This window comes from Tenacibaculum todarodis, assembly GCF_001889045.1.
Taxonomy (GTDB): Bacteria; Bacteroidota; Bacteroidia; order Flavobacteriales; family Flavobacteriaceae; genus Polaribacter; species Polaribacter todarodis.
In genome coordinates this window covers 390,413-406,901 of sequence record NZ_CP018155.1, presented here as the reverse complement: position 1 = coordinate 406,901, position 16,489 = coordinate 390,413, and the positions used below count along the sequence as shown (strand labels likewise).

Genomic DNA, 16,489 nt, shown 5'->3' with positions numbered 1-16,489 from the left:
TTTCTTTATCTATTTTTTTAATTTACTACCAAAAAGCAATAAGCCAATAATTGGAACTGCTAATAAAAGTATCATTGTTTTGTTTATTGAAACTATTTGAGGAAATAATACAATTGTTAGAATAAAACCTCCCATTGCTCCTCCTAAGTGCGCTGAATGACCAATATTACCTAACTGTTTTTTCATTCCGTAGATTGAATATAATAAATATCCTACTCCAAAAATATATCCTGGAATTGGAATTGGCAAAGGAAACATAATTAGTTCCATATCTGGATACAGCATAATTGCAGAATACACAATTCCAGAAACTGCTCCTGATGCACCAATTGCACTATAATAAGGTTCTTTTTTGTGATAATGTAAAGAATACATACTTGCTATAAGTAAACTGCCAAAATAAATAATTAAAAAGCTAGTATTCCCTAAATTATTTACAACAATACCTCCAAACAAATACAAGGCATACATATTAAAACCTAAATGCAGCCAATCTGCATGTAAAAAACCAGAAGTTAACATTCTTAATTTTTCACCTCCAAGTATTTTACCTACTTGAAATTTATAAGTATCAAAAAAAGAAAAATCCTTAAATCCTTTTAAAGAAACTAAAATTGTTGCTATAATTATTAATAAAACTACTTGATTCATTCGTTAAAAATTCGGGTAAATTTACGCAAAATTATTAATTTGTATTAGAATATGTTAATTTATAGAAATGTTAGATATTTGTACTAAGCAAACAACTCTATGAAATTTTTAATTTTCGCAATTGTATATCCTATTATATGGATTACCTCAAGATTACCAATGTCAATTTTGTATCTAAAATCAGATGTATCGTTCTTTATTTTATACTATTTAATCGGTTATAGAAAAAAGGTAGTTACTAGTAACTTAAAAGCTGCTTTTCCTGATAAAACTGAAAAAGAAATTAAAAGTATTTCTAAAAAATTCTTTCAACATTTTACAGATTTAATATTTGAAAGCATAAAATCATTTTCAATTTCGGAAAAAGAAATAAAAAAAAGATACCAATATACCAATACTGAAATTATTGATAAACTTACCAAAGAAGGAAAAAACATAGCTTTAGTTGGTTCTCACCAAGCAAATTGGGAATGGGCTTTTGGATTGCCTTTATTTGTTGATATAAGTTGTTTAGGCGCTTACACAAAAATTCAAAATAAATATTTTGAGAAAGTAATTTATAATTCTAGAATTAGGTTTGGATATAACGGTTGTCCAACAGGATTATTTAACAACCAATTACAGGAACGTTTTAAAACAAAACAACAAAGTTTATACATGCTGCTTAGCGACCAATCTCCAATGCCAATTAAAACAAGACATTGGGCTACCTTTTTAAATAATTTTGTTCCTGTACATACTGGAGCAGAAACTATTGCTAAAAAGTTTAATCTTGCTGTTGTAAATATTAATACAACTAAAATTAAAAGAGGATATTACACTTCTGATTTACAATTAATAACAACATCTCCTAACGATTTTGAAAATTATGATTTAACTGAAAAATACCTTAAAATAACAGAAGCTCATATTGCAAAGCAACCTGAGTTTTATCTTTGGTCTCATAAGAGATTCAAACATAAAGGCAAATATGATGATTGGTTAAAACTGAAGAAGAAAACTAAATAGAAAACCAGTTTTCTACTAATTTCTTTTCTATTGGCTCTGCAGAAACATGAACATAATCGTTCTTTTGCATGTCGTATTTATACTCTTTAGACCAGTTTTCTATATTTTTATTCAGTAATTTTAAAGACTCGCTAATAAAATCTAGCTCTTCACTTGTTATTGTTGGATGAATTGATAAACGAACCCAACCTGGTTTTTCAGTATTACAACCTTCTAAAATTTCTCCCTTTATTCTGTTTGAAGTTTCTTGGTTTACATTCAATAAAAAGTGCCCATAAGTTCCTGCACAAGAACAACCTCCACGAGTTTGTATACCAAATCTATCATTTAATAACTTAACAACTAAGTTGAAATGATATTTTTCAAAATAGAAAGAAAAAATACTTAGTCTTTCTTTATTATTTGGTGCTAAAATATGTACACCATCTAAATTTTCTAAAACAGCGAACATTTTTTCATTAATCTCGTCTTCACGTTTCTTAATATTTTCAGTTCCCATTTTATCTTTTAACTGAATACTTAACGCAATTTTTATAGTTTGTAAAAAAGCTGGTGTTCCACCATCTTCACGAGTTTCTACATCATCAAAATAATCATGTTGTCCCCAAGGATTTGTGTAACTTACTGTTCCGCCTCCTGGATTATCAGGAACCATATTTTTATATAATTTCTTATTAAAAATTAAAACACCCGAACTTCCTGGACCTCCTAAAAATTTATGGGGAGAAAATAGAATTGCATCTAAATATTCATCTTCGTTTTCTGGATGCATATCTATATCGATGTATGGTGCAGAACAAGCAAAATCTACAAAACACAATCCACCATATTTATGAATTAACGCTGCAACTTTATGATGTTCAGTTTTAATTCCTGTTACATTAGAACCTCCACTTATTGAAGCAATTTTTATAGGTCTATCTTTATATTTAATTATAGTTTCTTCAAACATCTGTAAACAAACCAAACCGGCTTTATTACATGGAACAACTACAACCTCTGCAATAGTTTCTAACCAAGAAGTTTGATTAGAGTGATGCTCCATATGACTTACAAATACTATTGGTTTTTTTTCTTCAGGAACAATCGTGTTTTCTTTTAAGTTTTCGTTAACCTTTAATCCTAAAATTCGTTGAAACTTATTGACAACACCTGTCATTCCACTTCCTTCTGTAATAAGAACATCATTTTTAGAAGCATTTACATGACGCTTTATAATATTTCTAGCTTCATGATATGCCAAAGTCATTGCTGCTCCTGTTGTAGAAGTTTCCGTGTGTGTATTTGCAACAAAAGGACCTAAATCATTTATTAACTTCTCTTCTATTGGTCTATACAATCTTCCGCTTGCAGTCCAATCACAATATATAATTTTTTGCTCACCATAAGGAGACACAAATGTTTGGTCTTTACCAATAATATGCTTTCTAAATTGCTGAAAATACTGTTCTAAATTACTCATAACACACAACGAATTATAATACTTTACTAAAAGGTACTTTTTACTTAATAATTTCTTCTATTTCTTTGATAAAACGAACTGCTAAATCATCTGCTTTTTGCTGACTTTTAGCTTCTGTATAAATTCTAATAATTGGCTCTGTATTCGATTTTCTTAAATGAATCCATTCATCTGCAAAATCAATTTTTACACCGTCAATAGTATTTACATCTTCATTTTTATAGGTTGAAGCCATTTTTTCTAAGATTTCATCAACATTTATTTGTGGTGTTAATTGAATCTTATTTTTACTCATAAAGTAACTTGGATATGAATCTCTCAATTCTTTACAAGACATTTTTTTATGTGCTAAATGCGATAAAAATAAAGCAACACCAACTAAAGAATCTCTTCCGTAATGTGAAGCTGGATAAATAATTCCTCCATTTCCTTCACCTCCAATTACAGTATTGGTTTCTTTCATTTTAATAACCACGTTTACTTCTCCAACTGCTGAAGCTGTATAAGTTCCTCCGTGCTTTTCTGTAACATCTCTTAGCGCTCTTGAAGATGATAGGTTAGAAACGGTGTTTCCGCCACCTAAACGTCCTAAAACGTAATCTGCACAAGCAACTAATGTATATTCTTCTCCGAACATAGAACCATCTTCTGAAATTAACGCTAATCTATCTACATCTGGATCTACAACAATTCCTAAATCGGCTTTTTCTTTAACCACCAATCCTGCAATGTCTGTTAAGTTTTCTTTTAATGGTTCTGGGTTGTGAGGAAACTCTCCGTTTGGCTCACAATACAATTCAACACATTCTACATTTAACTTTTTTAATAAAGCTGGAATAAAGATTCCTCCTGTAGAATTAACACCATCTACTACAACTTTAAAGTTTGCTTTTTTAATTGCTTTTACGTCAACTAAATCTAACTTTAAAACTTCTTTTATGTGTTTTTTTAAGTACTTTTTATTCTTCTTATACGTTCCTAAATCATCTACTTCTGCAAACGTTAAGTTATCGCTTTCTGCAATTTCTAAAATCTTTGCTCCGTCTTCTCCATTTAAAAACTCTCCTTTTTCATTTAACAGTTTTAATGCATTCCATTGCTTTGGATTGTGAGATGCTGTTAAAATAATTCCTCCATCTGCTTTTTCTAAAGGAACTGCAACTTCTACAGTTGGTGTAGTTGATAAACCTAAATCTACAACATCAATTCCTAAACCTACCAAAGTGTTTGCTACTAAAGAACTTATCATTTTACCAGAAATACGTGCATCTCTACCAATAATAATTTTTATTTTATCTTTCTTAGGGTTGTTATTTTTGATAAAGGTTCCGTAAGCGGAAGCAAATTTTACGGCATCAATTGGTGTTAAGTTATCTCCAATGCTTCCTCCAATTGTTCCTCTTATTCCTGATATAGATTTTATTAATGTCATTTCTAAATGTTCTTTTACAATTTGTTTGAGTGTAAAAATACGAATTAGATAAAAGAGAAAAGTAAAAAGTGAAAAGAATTTTATTAATTTAAAAACCAGTAACTGGCAAGTACGACCGCGTTAGCGATTGAAGCGTTTGTTTGAGCTCTTTTGTGAAGTATGAACAAAAAGCGAGTGCGGAAAGCGCGACCTGAAAGGGAACGCCAAAAAACTTGTCCTCTAAATTTTGAGCAATAAAAAAGCCGCTACTTACGTAACGGCTTTCTGTAATTTATGGTAGTAAGAATATTAATTCTTAGAATCCATTTTCTTCTTTAACTCAGCTAATCCACCGATGTCTCCAAGAGTTGTTTTCTCAACGTCTGCAGCTTTTTTAGCAGCAGCTTTGATATTTCTCTTTTCTTCTTCTCTAAATAAAGCTGTATGAGAAGCAACTATTCTACGGTATTCTTTACTGAATTCAATAATTTTGAAATCTGCAGAATCTCCTTTTCCTAATTTACTTCCGTCTTCTTTTTCTAATAAACGTCCAGGAACGAATGCTTCTACACCATCTGCAAATGTTACAGTTGCGCCTTTATCATTCTTGTCTTTAATTGTTCCTGAGTGTGTAGAATCTAAAGCATAAGTAGCTTCATGACCATCCCAAGGATTGTCTTGTGTTTGCTTATGACCTAAGTTTAATTTTCTGTTTTCTACGTCTAATTCTAATACTTGAACTTCTAATTTGTCTCCTACAGATACGAAATCTGATGGATGCTTAATTTTCTTAGTCCAAGATAAATCAGAAATATAAACTAAACCGTCTATACCTTCTTCCATCTCTACGAATACACCAAAGTTTGTATAGTTACGTACAATACCTGTGTGCGTAGAACCTACTGGATATTTAGATGTAATATCTGTCCAAGGATCTGGGTGTAATTGTTTCATACCTAAAGACATTTTACGGTCTTCACGGTCTAAAGTTAAAACTTGCGCTTCTACTTTATCTCCAACTTTTACGAAATCTTGAGCTGAACGTAAGTGTGTAGACCAAGACATTTCTGATACGTGAATTAATCCTTCAACACCTTCTTCTATTTCTACGAATGCACCGTAATCTGCAATTACAACTACTTCTCCGTTTACTTTATCTCCAACTTTTAAGTCAGTATTTAAAGCTTCCCAAGGGTGTGCTGATAATTGTTTTAATCCTAATTGGATTCTAGATTTGTTGTCATCGAAGTCTAAGATTACAACGTTTAATTTTTGATCTAACTCAACAACCTCATTAGGGTGGTTAATTCTTGACCAAGATAAATCTGTAATGTGAACTAAACCATCTACACCACCTAAATCTACGAACACACCATAAGAAGTAATGTTTTTTACAACACCTTCTAATACTTGTCCTTTTTCTAATTGGCCAATGATTTCTTTCTTTTGATCTTCTAAATATGCTTCAATCAGCGCTTTATGAGATACTACTACGTTTTTAAATTCGTGGTTGATTTTTACAACTTTGAATTCCATAGTTTTTTCTACATACTGATCGTAATCTCTAATTGGCTTAACGTCAATTTGAGATCCTGGTAAGAATGCTTCGATACCAAATACATCTACAATCATACCTCCTCTTGTACGACACTTAACAAAACCATTAACGATTTCTCCTGTTTCGTGTGCGTTGTTTACTCTATCCCATGCTTTAATTACACGAGCTTTTTTGTGAGATAATACTAATTGACCAGTTGCATCTTCTCTTTTGTCAACTAATACTTCTACTTTATCTCCAACAGCTAAACCTTGGTTGTAACGGAATTCGTTTAAAGAAATAACTCCTTCTGACTTAGAGTTGATGTCAATAATTGCATCACGCTCAGTAATTCTTGTTACAGTTCCTTCGATTACATCACGTTCGTTTACGAAACCTACAGTTCCTTCTAACGCTTTTTCGAATTCTGCTAATTTAGATTCATCAACCTCATCAATACCTTCTTCGTATTTATGCCAGTTAAATGTTGCTAAAAATTGTGCTGGGTTTACAGTTTCTTGAACTGCTTCTGGTGTAGTTACTACTTCTTCAGTAGTGTTTTTTGTTTCTTCAGACATCCTGAAATTAACTTTGTATCTTATTATTAATCAGATTTTTAACGATATTAACTCTAAGAGATATTAAACTTGTTCTTATTTTATAAATTCCTTTTACAAATCTGCTCTCGTAAAAAGGAGTGCAAATGTACGAAATTTTATTAAATAAACAATTGGTTTTTAAGGAGTTTGTTTGAGTTAAAAAGATGGCTCGTTAACGGTTAATTCTTTCTTAAAATTCTGAATTTCATTATAATCTTCAATATTTAAAGTGTTCAACAATTCTAACCAACTTATAATTCCTTTTTTATAATAATTAGTTAATACATCTTTATAATATTTAATTTGTTCAGATTTCGTTTGTAAAAAATTGTATTCAATTTGTTTTCCGTTTTTCAAAGTTAGAATAAAACTATTACTCAGTCCATTAGATAAATGTGGTGTAAATTCTAAAAGGTAATTTGTAAAATCTCCTTTAACATCAAATGTTGAGAAAAATTCTAGCTTCTGTATTTCTTCAAGGTAGTAATCGTTATTTTCAATATTTATATGATTTTCATGAAAAATTATTCTTCCACAATATTCCCCTACCTCACTTTCATATCTAAAAAAAGTACTAATTAAAAGTCCGATAATGTAAATAGTTCCAAGAACAAGAATTCCAGTTTCAATTCCCTTAAAATCAAAATCATATGACTGTTTTAAATAATAAATTAAAAAAATTAAAGCTGCCCATGAAATTGCGATAATATTTTCTAATGAAATATAAATTCCTTTTTTCTCTTTAAATAAGGTTAATTTTCTTGGATTCATTTTAATTATTACTAATGTTAAAAGAATATCATTTTTTTTTTAATATGAATATTCAACGTTAGGTAAATTATCGAAAAATAAACTATCAAAACCTACTTAATTCGTTTAGCATGCGTAGTAAAAGAAAGTCCTTGTTGTCCCATTGTAGAGTTCATTATTCCTTCAAATAATGGTTCTGGAGTACCTTTTGGGGTTTTCCATTCAAAAATAAAGTTAGAACCTGTTCCGCCTTCAATATCCGATTCGTCTATAATTATTTCGGTAGTTTCCATTGGCGCTAAATAAATAGGGAAATCAAAATACGTTCTAAGAACTGCGCCATGTGTATCGTAATATTTTGCTTTTAAAAGATAAATTGTATCTGTATCGCTAGTATTTCTTAAACTAGCTGTTGCTGTTAAATTGTGTCTTTTATGTTCTGAAATGCTATAAATTTGAGAGTAAATAGATAAATACGATTTCCCATAATCTAACGAATCTTTTTTACTGATATCTATTTTTCTTTTTAACCAGTTCTCCGGATTAACAGAACTAATTTCTTTTTTCTCATTACAACTAACAGCTAAAAATAACACTAAAATTAACAGGATATAGTTTTTCATTTTTCTCTTTAAAGTATTGTTGAACAAAATTTTACAATTGTAGCGAAGTTCGAGAAATTTTCTCTTAGAAACAACTAAATATCAGCTCAATTACTAATCTACTTTTAGAAACTTAAGAACTTCTTTTCCGTTTGCATCAAATAAAATAAGATTTAACTTCTCTAATTTATAAGAAACCACACTGTTTATAGCTTTATTAAAACTATCTGTAACATCCATTTTTGGACACATCATTCTGGTTGAAGCAAGATTGTCTACTACAAACTTAGTGTCTGAAACTTCATTTAACGTTCCTGAAAAATTATTACAGCCATCGTTTCCCATAACTTTCATTGTGGTTAAATTTATTTCTAAACGTGGCGTTTTAGCTGTTTTTTCAATTGCTTTTTGATCTATTTGAGTTACCACCCAAATATCATGTAAATTTTTATTTACTTCTTTTTCTTTTGTTGCACATGATTGAAAGACAACCACACTCATTAATAACAATACAATTTTAGTAAGTTTCATAATATCTTTTTTTTCTTATTCATTCTATACAAACACTATTCCAATTCTTTAATTTCAACTTTAAATAAATTGTTGAAAATCTCAAAAATTGTTTGTGCTTCTTTTTTTCTTACTGAAATTGTATACTCGCAATTCATTTCTAATTTTTGAGCAATAATATTTAAGTTGCGTTCTTTTACAACACGTTGTACTTTATTCATCATATCGTATTCAAAAGTAAGCTTGTATTGAATATCTATGGTTTTTTCAACAATATGAGAAGCTTCCAAAGCCATTTGTGCCGAAGTTCTGTAGGCATTTATCAATCCGCCAACACCTAATTTTGTTCCTCCAAAATAACGGACAGAAACTATTAAAATATTGGTTACATCAAAAGATTGAATTTGTCCATAAATTGGCATTCCGGCAGAATTACTTGGTTCTCCATCGTCATTTGCTCTAAAGCGAATTTTCTCAACTCCAAATTGCCAAGCATAACAAAAATGACGTGCAGAATGATGTTTCTTTTTTAAGATTTCTAAAGACTCTTTAACATCGTCTTCATTAAAAACCGGAAAAGCGTACCCAAAAAACTTACTATTTCTGTCTTTAAATAGCGTTTCTTCCGAAGCAGAAGTAATTGTTTTATAAGTATCTTTTTCTTCCATAGTTAAGAACCAAAAGTTACTAAAATTATGCTAATTACAGCTAACGAAATACCAACCCAATTCTTTTTTATTAGTTTTTCCTGAAAAAACAACAATGCAAAAACAGTAGTTAAAATCACAATTCCTACATTATTTATGGTGAATAACGTTGAACTTTCTATATCTGTTTTAAAGGCTTTTAACAAAAACTCCATTGAATAGTAATTCGGAATTCCAAGTGCAATTCCACCTAAAACGTTTTTCCATTGGAATTTTAATTTTCCGCGTACAATCTGAATAACAATTAAGATGCTTCCTAACACAAAGGCACATCCAAAAATGGTTGCCAAAAATAGGGGAACATTAGTTTCTGAAACCGAATTAGTTTCTACATATTTTAAGGCGGTATCTAAAACTCCAGAACCTACAAAAAGCAATAATGGAAATAGTAAATTCTTAAATTTTACAGGAGAATTGTCGTTTTTTGCTGATGACAAATACACAGCAACTAACGCCAATAAAATCCCAACAACTTTTACAATGCCAACACTTTCATTGTATACTATAATTCCAAATATAATTGGAATTACCACAGACATTTTTCCTGCTACTGACGCAACTGACAATCCGTTTTTTTGCGCTGTAATTCCCATTACATTAAAAATAGAAATAAACAGAATTCCCAAACAAAACGCGCCAATAAACCACGGTTGTTTTGGTACTTCTGCAACAGCCATTGAAATATCTGATGTGAAAATTCCAAAAGAAAACGCAATTATATAATTTACAACAATTGCTTGTAGCGTGTTAATTTTAAACACATCAAACAACTTAAAAATAACAAATAGTAAACTAGAAATTAGTATACTTAAAACAAGGTACATCAAATCTAAAATTCTTTTTTGGTGAATAATTCTGTTACATCTTCTTCGCCAGGAATTAAATTCCAAACCTGTAAACCTACTTCTTTTGCTGAATCTGTATTCTCCTTTAAATCGTCTACAAAAAGAGTTTCTTCTGCAACTAACTTATTTTGATCTAACACAAATTGATAAATCTCAGAATCTGGCTTTCTAAAATTAATTTCATGCGACAAATAAAACTGCTCAAAACAGTTTTTAAACTCGTTGTACAATTCCATTCCCCAATCTTCTTGAATCCAAGAAATATGCAACTCGTTTGTATTGCTTAATAAAAACAATCTATATTTTTCACTTGCAGCAAGTTCTTTTAAAAAGGCTAACCTTTCCTTCGGAAAATCTAACAAAATGGCATTCCAACTTCTAATTAAATCGTCTTTGTCTATATTGAATTCTTTATGATAAAAACCCACAAATTCATCCGTAGAAATTAAGCCTTTTTCATATTGATGATATACAGAAATCATCTTTTCAGAAATCTCTGTAACACCTAATTTTGCTAATTCTTTATAAGTTCCTTGTTTGTCTAAATTGATGAAAATATCACCAAAATCGAAAACTATATTTTTAATCATTTCTATATATTTTTAGCGTATCGCTTTTTATTTTTTCTTCGGAAGAAAGCTTTGCCGAAAATTGCGGTGCTGCTACTCCACTTTCAAAAGACGTTTCTCCTGTAAAAACCCGCGCTTCGTCCCACAGATTTTCATCGATAAAGGTTTGCAACGTTTGTCTTCCTCCTTCAATAATTACCGACTGAATTTTATGTTTTTGTAAAACTTCACAAATTTGTTTTGCGATATTTTTAGAGAAATCTATTTGCTCAAAAATCAAATTTGATCCTACTTCTTGCTTCTTGTTTCTTGAATCTACCAGAACAATTGTTTCAACACTACCATCAAAAACATTCGCTTTTTTGTCTAAACGACAATTTGCATCCAACACAATTCTTACAGGATTATTTCCTGACCAACTTCTTACATTTAATTTAGGATTATCTGCAACAACCGTATTTGTTCCTACTAAAATTGCGTGTTCTTCACTTCTCCATTTATGAACCAACTGTTGTGAATATTGATTGGAAATCCACACTGGTTTTTGTTCATCTTTAGAAATTGGAGCTATAAACCCGTCCTGAGTTTGCGCCCATTTTAAAATAATGTACGGTCGTTTTTTGTTCTGAACTGTAAAAAAACGTTTGTGATGTTCTAAACATTCAGCTTCTAAAACACCAACTGTAACGTTAATTCCGGCATTTTCTAGTCGTTCAATTCCTTTTCCTGCAACCAAACTATTTGTGTCCACACAACCAATTACTACATTGGGTATTTTATGTTTTACAATTAAATCGGCACAAGGCGGCGTTTTACCAAAATGTGAGCAAGGTTCTAGCGTAACATAAATTGTAGCTTGTTTTAATAACTCTTTATTTTCAACCGAATTTATAGCATTTACTTCTGCGTGATTTCCACCGTAGGCTGATGTAAATCCTTCACCAATAATTTTATTATCATGAACAATTACAGCACCAACTGACGGATTTGGACGTGTATTCCCAATTCCGTTTTTAGCAAGTTGCAAACAACGTTTTATATATAACTCGTTAGTAATAACTTATAATTTAATTTTAACTTCTTCCGTTTTATCAATACTATAAACTCTAGAAAAACCAAAAACTTTATACTTTAAATCGCCTTTAAATTGTACTTTTAAATTCTGATTTAATATTGAATTCAATAAGCCTCCTAAAATTCCGTTTTTGTTGTTTTCAAAAACTCTTTTTGAAGGTACAACTACATTCAATGGAATTGCAAAATCTTCTCTTGCTGGCACTTTAAATTCCTCTGAAGAAACTTGTGCTAATTCTGTACCGTTTATAAAAACCTTAATTTCATCTGTAGAAATTTTTCCACCAACATCATTAGGATTTTGGAAGTACGCTTTTGCCGCCAAACGTATTGTATCTGACTTAAAAGACACTAATTTAACATCATCTACCTTTACAAAAACAGGTTTTTTACTTACAGAACAACTAGTAATTAATACGGTAAGCAAACACAAAATTAGTATGCGTTTCATATATTGATATTTTAAAATTTAATGTAACTTGTTCCTGCAAAAATAGTGTATTGGAATGACAACCGAAGATTTTATTATTAGAGAAATTCAACAGAAAGACAACCCAGAAATTGCACACGTAATTCGTAGTGTTTTGGTTGAATTTGGCGCACCAAAAATTGGTACAGCTTATGAAGATAAAGCAACCGATCAAATGTTTGAAAACTACCAAAAACCACGTTCAAGTTATTTTGTAATTGAACATAAAAACAAAATTGTTGGCGGTGTAGGAATTGCACTTTTAGATAATTTTGAAGGTGAAACTTGCGAGCTTCAAAAAATGTATTTCTTACCCATTACAAGAGGAAAAGGTTTGGGAAGTAAGTTAATTACTAAATGTTTAGAAAAAGCAAAAGCGCTAAATTACACGCATTGTTACTTAGAAACCATGCCTTACATGGATGCTGCCAGAGCTTTATATAAAAAAAATGGTTTTATAAATCTAGACAAACCAATGGGAAATACCGGACATTATTCTTGCAGTGTTTGGATGTTGAAAGAAATTTAAATTATAGATTTGATATATTATATACTTACTACAATTCACATCTTACTTTTTAGTTGGGCTTTTTACAATATCTTATATTTTGGCGTAAAACCTTCAAAATCTTTAAGTTGGGTTTTTATTTGCTTTTTTTTTCCATTTATTGGAGTTTTCATTTTTTTATTATTTGGCATTAATCGAAGAAAGATTAGGTTTTTTGAACTAAAAGAAATAAAAAAGAGGAAAAATTATATTAAAAATTCTTTCAACAATAAGGAAAACAAAAACAGCTATGAACTTAAAAGTGTAAAAGCACAAAAAATATCTAACTTAATTTACAATAACACAGGTATTCATTTAAATAATAACAATAAAGTACAAATTTTAAAAAATGGTAAAAAAACATTTGAAGCCCTTTTTAAAGCTATAAAAAACGCTAAAGAGTTTATACATCTCCAATATTATATTATTGAAGAAGGCGAAATATTATCAGAATTAATAGAACTAATAAAGCAAAAAAGGAAAGAAAAGGTTGAAGTTAGAATTTTATATGATGCTATTGGAAGTTATCAATTAAATAATAAAATAAAAAAAGAGTTCGAAAAGATTGGTGTAGAAATACATCCAGAAATGCCGTTGAAGTATGGAAATTTCATTTTCACTCTAAATTATAGAAATCATAGAAAAATTTCTATAATTGACAATAAAATAGGCTTTACTGGAGGTGTAAACATTACTGATAAATATATAAAAGATAATAATTCTTTAGGTATCTGGCAAGATGCACACATTAAGATTGAAGGAGATGCTGTAACCAGTTTGCATAAGTCTTTTTTGAAAGATTTTTTCTACGCAACTGAAATAGATTTAAGTAAAGAAGCAAAATACATTAAGAAATACACAACCAAAAGCAACACCAAAGTACACATTGTTTCAAGTGGTCCAGATTATGAACAAGCTGTTGTAATGCAACAATATTTAAGCTTTATAAATTTGGCTGAAAAAAGCATTTGCGTAATGAATCCATATTTTATCCCTAGCTTTTCTATTTTAGAAGCCCTTAAAATTGCAGCTTTAAGTGGGATTAAAGTAACCTTAGTTTTACCAAAAAAAAGCGATTCTAAAGTGGCAACTTATAGCATGTATTCTTATTTTGAAATTTTATTAAAAGCTGGTGTTGAAATTTATTTAAGAGATGATTTTTCTCATGGTAAAGTAATTTTTATTGATGATGAAATTACATCTATTGGTTCTACAAATTTTGATTGCAGAAGCTTTGAACACAATTATGAATTAAATGCAATAATTTTTGACATTGAACTAACATCAGAAATTAGAGACGAATTTAATACAAGAAAGGAAAAAGCAAATAAAATTAACTTAAAGGATTTTTTAAAGCGATCTAACAAACAAAAAACACTTGAACGTTTATGTAGGTTTCTCAGTCCTCTATTATAAAAACCTATGACTCTTACCCAATTTAAAAACCTTATTAACAATAAATTAAACTTAAATTATCCTAAAACAGAAATAGATACTTTTTTCTTTTTATTGATTGAAGAAAAGTTAGATTTCCAACGAATTGACTCGGTTTTAAAAGCCGATTTTATAATTCCTTCGGAAGTTTTATCTTTTTTTAATGCTGCTATTGAAAAATTGAAAAACGAAGAACCAATTCAATATATTTTAGGAAATACGGAGTTTTACGGATTGCCTTTTTTAGTAAATAAAAACACGTTAATTCCAAGACCAGAAACCGAAGAATTAGTGGAGTGGATTATTACAGAGATAAAAGAAAAAAGAGACAAGAAACAAGACATTTCTATTCTTGACATCGGAACCGGAACAGGTTGTATTCCTATTTCTTTAAAAAAGATTTTACCAAACGTTACAGTTTCTGCAATTGATGTTTCTAAAGAGGCTTTAAAAACTGCGGAAGAAAATGCTACATTAAATTCAGTTGGCATTAGTTTTATAGAGACTAATATTTTATCAGCAAATGATTTACCTGAAAGTTACGATATTATTGTTTCCAATCCGCCGTACGTTAGAGAACTAGAAAAAGTTGAAATCAAAAATAATGTTTTAGAAAACGAACCACATTTAGCGCTGTTTGTAGAAGACGATAATCCGCTAATTTTTTATGATAAAATTGCTGATTTAGCCAAATTACATCTTTCTGAAAACGGATTGTTATTTTTTGAAATCAATCAATATTTAGGGAATGAAACTATTGAAATGCTGGCAAAAAAAGGTTTTAAAAATATAGAATTGAAAAAAGATTTTTCTGGAAACGACAGAATGATTAAAGCGAATCTTTAATTGCAAACATTGTTTTTTTAAATCGAAAAATTAACTCGTAAATTTCTGCTTCAGTATAACTTGCAAAACCAATTCTAATTCCGTTATGCTTTAAATTTCCCATGTCATAACGGTTAAAATCACCTATTATTAATTTATGTTTCTGAGCCTCTTTTACAACTTGTTTCCAAGAATATTTTTTGTTTAGAATTGCCCAAATCGCCATTCCTCCTTTTGGTTTTTCAAACTGAAAAAAAGCATTTAATTCTTTAGAAAACAAATTACAAAACAAATCTCTTCGTTGCTTGTAAATTTTCATCACTTTTCTAATGTGCCTATCTAAATCTCCTGAATGTATAAAATCTGCAAAGGTTAATTCCAATAGTTCATCACCTTGCCTATCCACAATTTTTCTTCGACTTGCAGCTTCATCTACAAATTCTTTAGAAGCAATTAAATAACCAACTCTAAAAACTGGTGCTACTGTTTTACAAACCGAACCAATATAAATAACATTTCCGTTTGTATCATGGCTTTTTAAAGGTAAAATTGGTGCGTGATTATAATTAAAATCGTAATCATAATCATCTTCAATAATTGCAAAATTGTATTGTGTAGACAAGTTTAAAAGATGAATTCTTCTTTCCGCAGACAACGTAACTGTTGTTGGGTGATGATGATGAGATGTTACATAAACAGCCTTAATTTGTTGCTTTTTGCAAATGGCTTCAATATTGTCAGTAACAATTCCGTTTTCATCAACCTCAACAATTTTTATGATTGCTTGTTGATTTTTAAATGTTGTTGTAGCTGAGGCATAATTTGTTTCTCCTGTTACAATTACGTCACCTTTTTTTAGCAATAATTGAGACGACAACCAAATTCCCATTTGACTTCCGCGTGTTATTAAAACATTTTCTTTTGCAACTTGCAATCCTCTGGTTTCATTCAAATAATTAACTAAAACCCCTCTTAATTTTTCGTTTCCATAAGGAGAATTATATCCCAAATGATTAAAAACATTTTTCTTGTTTGTAATTCTTCTATATGTTCTTGCTATTTCTTCAATTGGAGTAAGTCTTCCGTCAGAAACACCATCATTTAAATACATTACCGCTTCATCTTTAATTATATTTTTTGAAGTAAATACTTCATTTTTATAAAAAAAGAATCCAGTTTTTTGTTTTTCTGAAGTAAAATTCGATTTTGAGAATTCTGTTTGATGTAACAACGGTAAATTACTATGCACAAAAGTTCCTTTTTTAGCAACACTTTCTATCCAACCTTGTAAAATTAATTCATCATAAGATGCAACAACTGTTTTCCTATGGATATTTAACAGTTCTGCTAAAGTTCTACTTCCTGGTAATTTGGTTTTGGGCGGTAATTTTTGTTCTTTTATCAATTGAATAAATTGATTAGATAATTGCAAGTACAATGGTTTTGATATTTTTCTATCTAAAGTAAAACTGGTTTTAAAAGGAAACAT

General features: G+C 29.8%; 17 protein-coding genes. 4 read left to right on the top strand and 13 right to left on the bottom strand.

All coding sequences use genetic code 11. From position 1 onward, the window contains the following. Positions 1-9: 9 nt before the first annotated feature. On the bottom strand, positions 10-651 hold the full coding sequence (locus tag LPB136_RS01890; protein WP_072554514.1) for a rhomboid family intramembrane serine protease: 642 nt from the start codon (positions 649-651) through the stop codon (positions 10-12). A 99-nt stretch (positions 652-750) separates the two neighbouring features. Between LPB136_RS01890 and LPB136_RS01885 the strand changes: the two genes are divergently transcribed. Beyond that, positions 751-1,659 (top strand): lysophospholipid acyltransferase family protein, encoded by a 909-nt coding sequence (locus LPB136_RS01885; protein ID WP_072554513.1) that lies wholly within the window; start codon positions 751-753, stop codon positions 1,657-1,659. Here the strand turns inward: LPB136_RS01885 and LPB136_RS01880 are convergent. From LPB136_RS01880 to LPB136_RS01830, 11 genes are all read right to left on the bottom strand, one after another. Further along, on the bottom strand, positions 1,652-3,121 hold the full coding sequence (locus LPB136_RS01880) for an aminotransferase class V-fold PLP-dependent enzyme (RefSeq protein WP_072554512.1): 1,470 nt from the start codon (positions 3,119-3,121) through the stop codon (positions 1,652-1,654). The two genes, LPB136_RS01885 and LPB136_RS01880, sit on opposite strands and share 8 nt — an antisense overlap. Before the next feature lie 40 nt (positions 3,122-3,161). After that, positions 3,162-4,553 carry a phosphoglucosamine mutase gene (gene glmM, locus LPB136_RS01875; RefSeq protein WP_072554511.1) on the bottom strand — a complete coding sequence of 464 codons (1,392 nt, stop codon included), beginning with the start codon at positions 4,551-4,553 and terminating at the stop codon, positions 3,162-3,164. Between the two features lie 288 nt (positions 4,554-4,841). Continuing rightward, entirely contained in the window at positions 4,842-6,647 is a 1,806-nt protein-coding gene (gene rpsA, locus LPB136_RS01870) for a 30S ribosomal protein S1 (RefSeq protein WP_072554510.1), read from the bottom strand. Between the two features lie 177 nt (positions 6,648-6,824). After that, entirely contained in the window at positions 6,825-7,439 is a 615-nt protein-coding gene (locus LPB136_RS01865; RefSeq protein WP_072554509.1) for a hypothetical protein, read from the bottom strand. 92 nt (positions 7,440-7,531) lie between these two features. Further along, positions 7,532-8,041, bottom strand: coding sequence for a DUF3124 domain-containing protein (locus LPB136_RS01860; protein WP_072554508.1), 510 nt, complete (start codon positions 8,039-8,041; stop codon positions 7,532-7,534). A gap of 93 nt (positions 8,042-8,134) precedes the next feature. After that, positions 8,135-8,551, bottom strand: coding sequence for an META domain-containing protein (locus LPB136_RS01855; protein ID WP_072554507.1), 417 nt, complete (start codon positions 8,549-8,551; stop codon positions 8,135-8,137). A 35-nt stretch (positions 8,552-8,586) separates the two neighbouring features. Beyond that, positions 8,587-9,198, bottom strand: coding sequence for an IMPACT family protein (locus LPB136_RS01850; protein ID WP_072554506.1), 612 nt, complete (start codon positions 9,196-9,198; stop codon positions 8,587-8,589). Between the two features lie 2 nt (positions 9,199-9,200). Next, positions 9,201-9,998 (bottom strand): EamA/RhaT family transporter, encoded by a 798-nt coding sequence (locus LPB136_RS01845; protein ID WP_335743864.1) that lies wholly within the window; start codon positions 9,996-9,998, stop codon positions 9,201-9,203. A gap of 68 nt (positions 9,999-10,066) precedes the next feature. Then, the gene (locus LPB136_RS01840; RefSeq protein ID WP_072554504.1) at positions 10,067-10,672 is read right to left on the bottom strand and encodes an HAD-IA family hydrolase; all 606 of its coding nucleotides are present in this window, start codon (positions 10,670-10,672) and stop codon (positions 10,067-10,069) included. Then, positions 10,665-11,678 (bottom strand): bifunctional diaminohydroxyphosphoribosylaminopyrimidine deaminase/5-amino-6-(5-phosphoribosylamino)uracil reductase RibD, encoded by a 1,014-nt coding sequence (gene ribD / locus LPB136_RS01835; protein ID WP_237267410.1) that lies wholly within the window; start codon positions 11,676-11,678, stop codon positions 10,665-10,667. Before ribD ends, LPB136_RS01840 begins: the two co-directional genes overlap by 8 nt. A 33-nt stretch (positions 11,679-11,711) precedes the next feature. Continuing rightward, positions 11,712-12,176 carry an LEA/WHy family protein gene (locus tag LPB136_RS01830; protein WP_072554502.1) on the bottom strand — a complete coding sequence of 155 codons (465 nt, stop codon included), beginning with the start codon at positions 12,174-12,176 and terminating at the stop codon, positions 11,712-11,714. A 55-nt stretch (positions 12,177-12,231) separates the two neighbouring features. On the opposite strand from LPB136_RS01830, the gene LPB136_RS01825 reads away from it, so the two are divergent. From LPB136_RS01825 to prmC, 3 genes are read left to right on the top strand one after another with little or no spacing between them, the layout of a single operon-like run. Further along, the gene (locus tag LPB136_RS01825) at positions 12,232-12,723 is read left to right on the top strand and encodes a GNAT family N-acetyltransferase (RefSeq protein ID WP_072554501.1); all 492 of its coding nucleotides are present in this window, start codon (positions 12,232-12,234) and stop codon (positions 12,721-12,723) included. A 9-nt stretch (positions 12,724-12,732) separates the two neighbouring features. After that, the gene (cls, locus tag LPB136_RS01820; RefSeq protein WP_083426164.1) at positions 12,733-14,157 is read left to right on the top strand and encodes a cardiolipin synthase; all 1,425 of its coding nucleotides are present in this window, start codon (positions 12,733-12,735) and stop codon (positions 14,155-14,157) included. Positions 14,158-14,163: 6 nt separating this feature from the next. Beyond that, on the top strand, positions 14,164-15,021 hold the full coding sequence (gene prmC / locus LPB136_RS01815) for a peptide chain release factor N(5)-glutamine methyltransferase (RefSeq protein ID WP_072554500.1): 858 nt from the start codon (positions 14,164-14,166) through the stop codon (positions 15,019-15,021). Here the strand turns inward: prmC and pdxR are convergent. Further along, a complete protein-coding gene (gene pdxR, locus LPB136_RS01810) occupies positions 15,005-16,489 on the bottom strand; it encodes a MocR-like pyridoxine biosynthesis transcription factor PdxR (RefSeq protein ID WP_072554499.1) in 1,485 nt (494 codons plus the stop codon). The two genes, prmC and pdxR, sit on opposite strands and share 17 nt — an antisense overlap.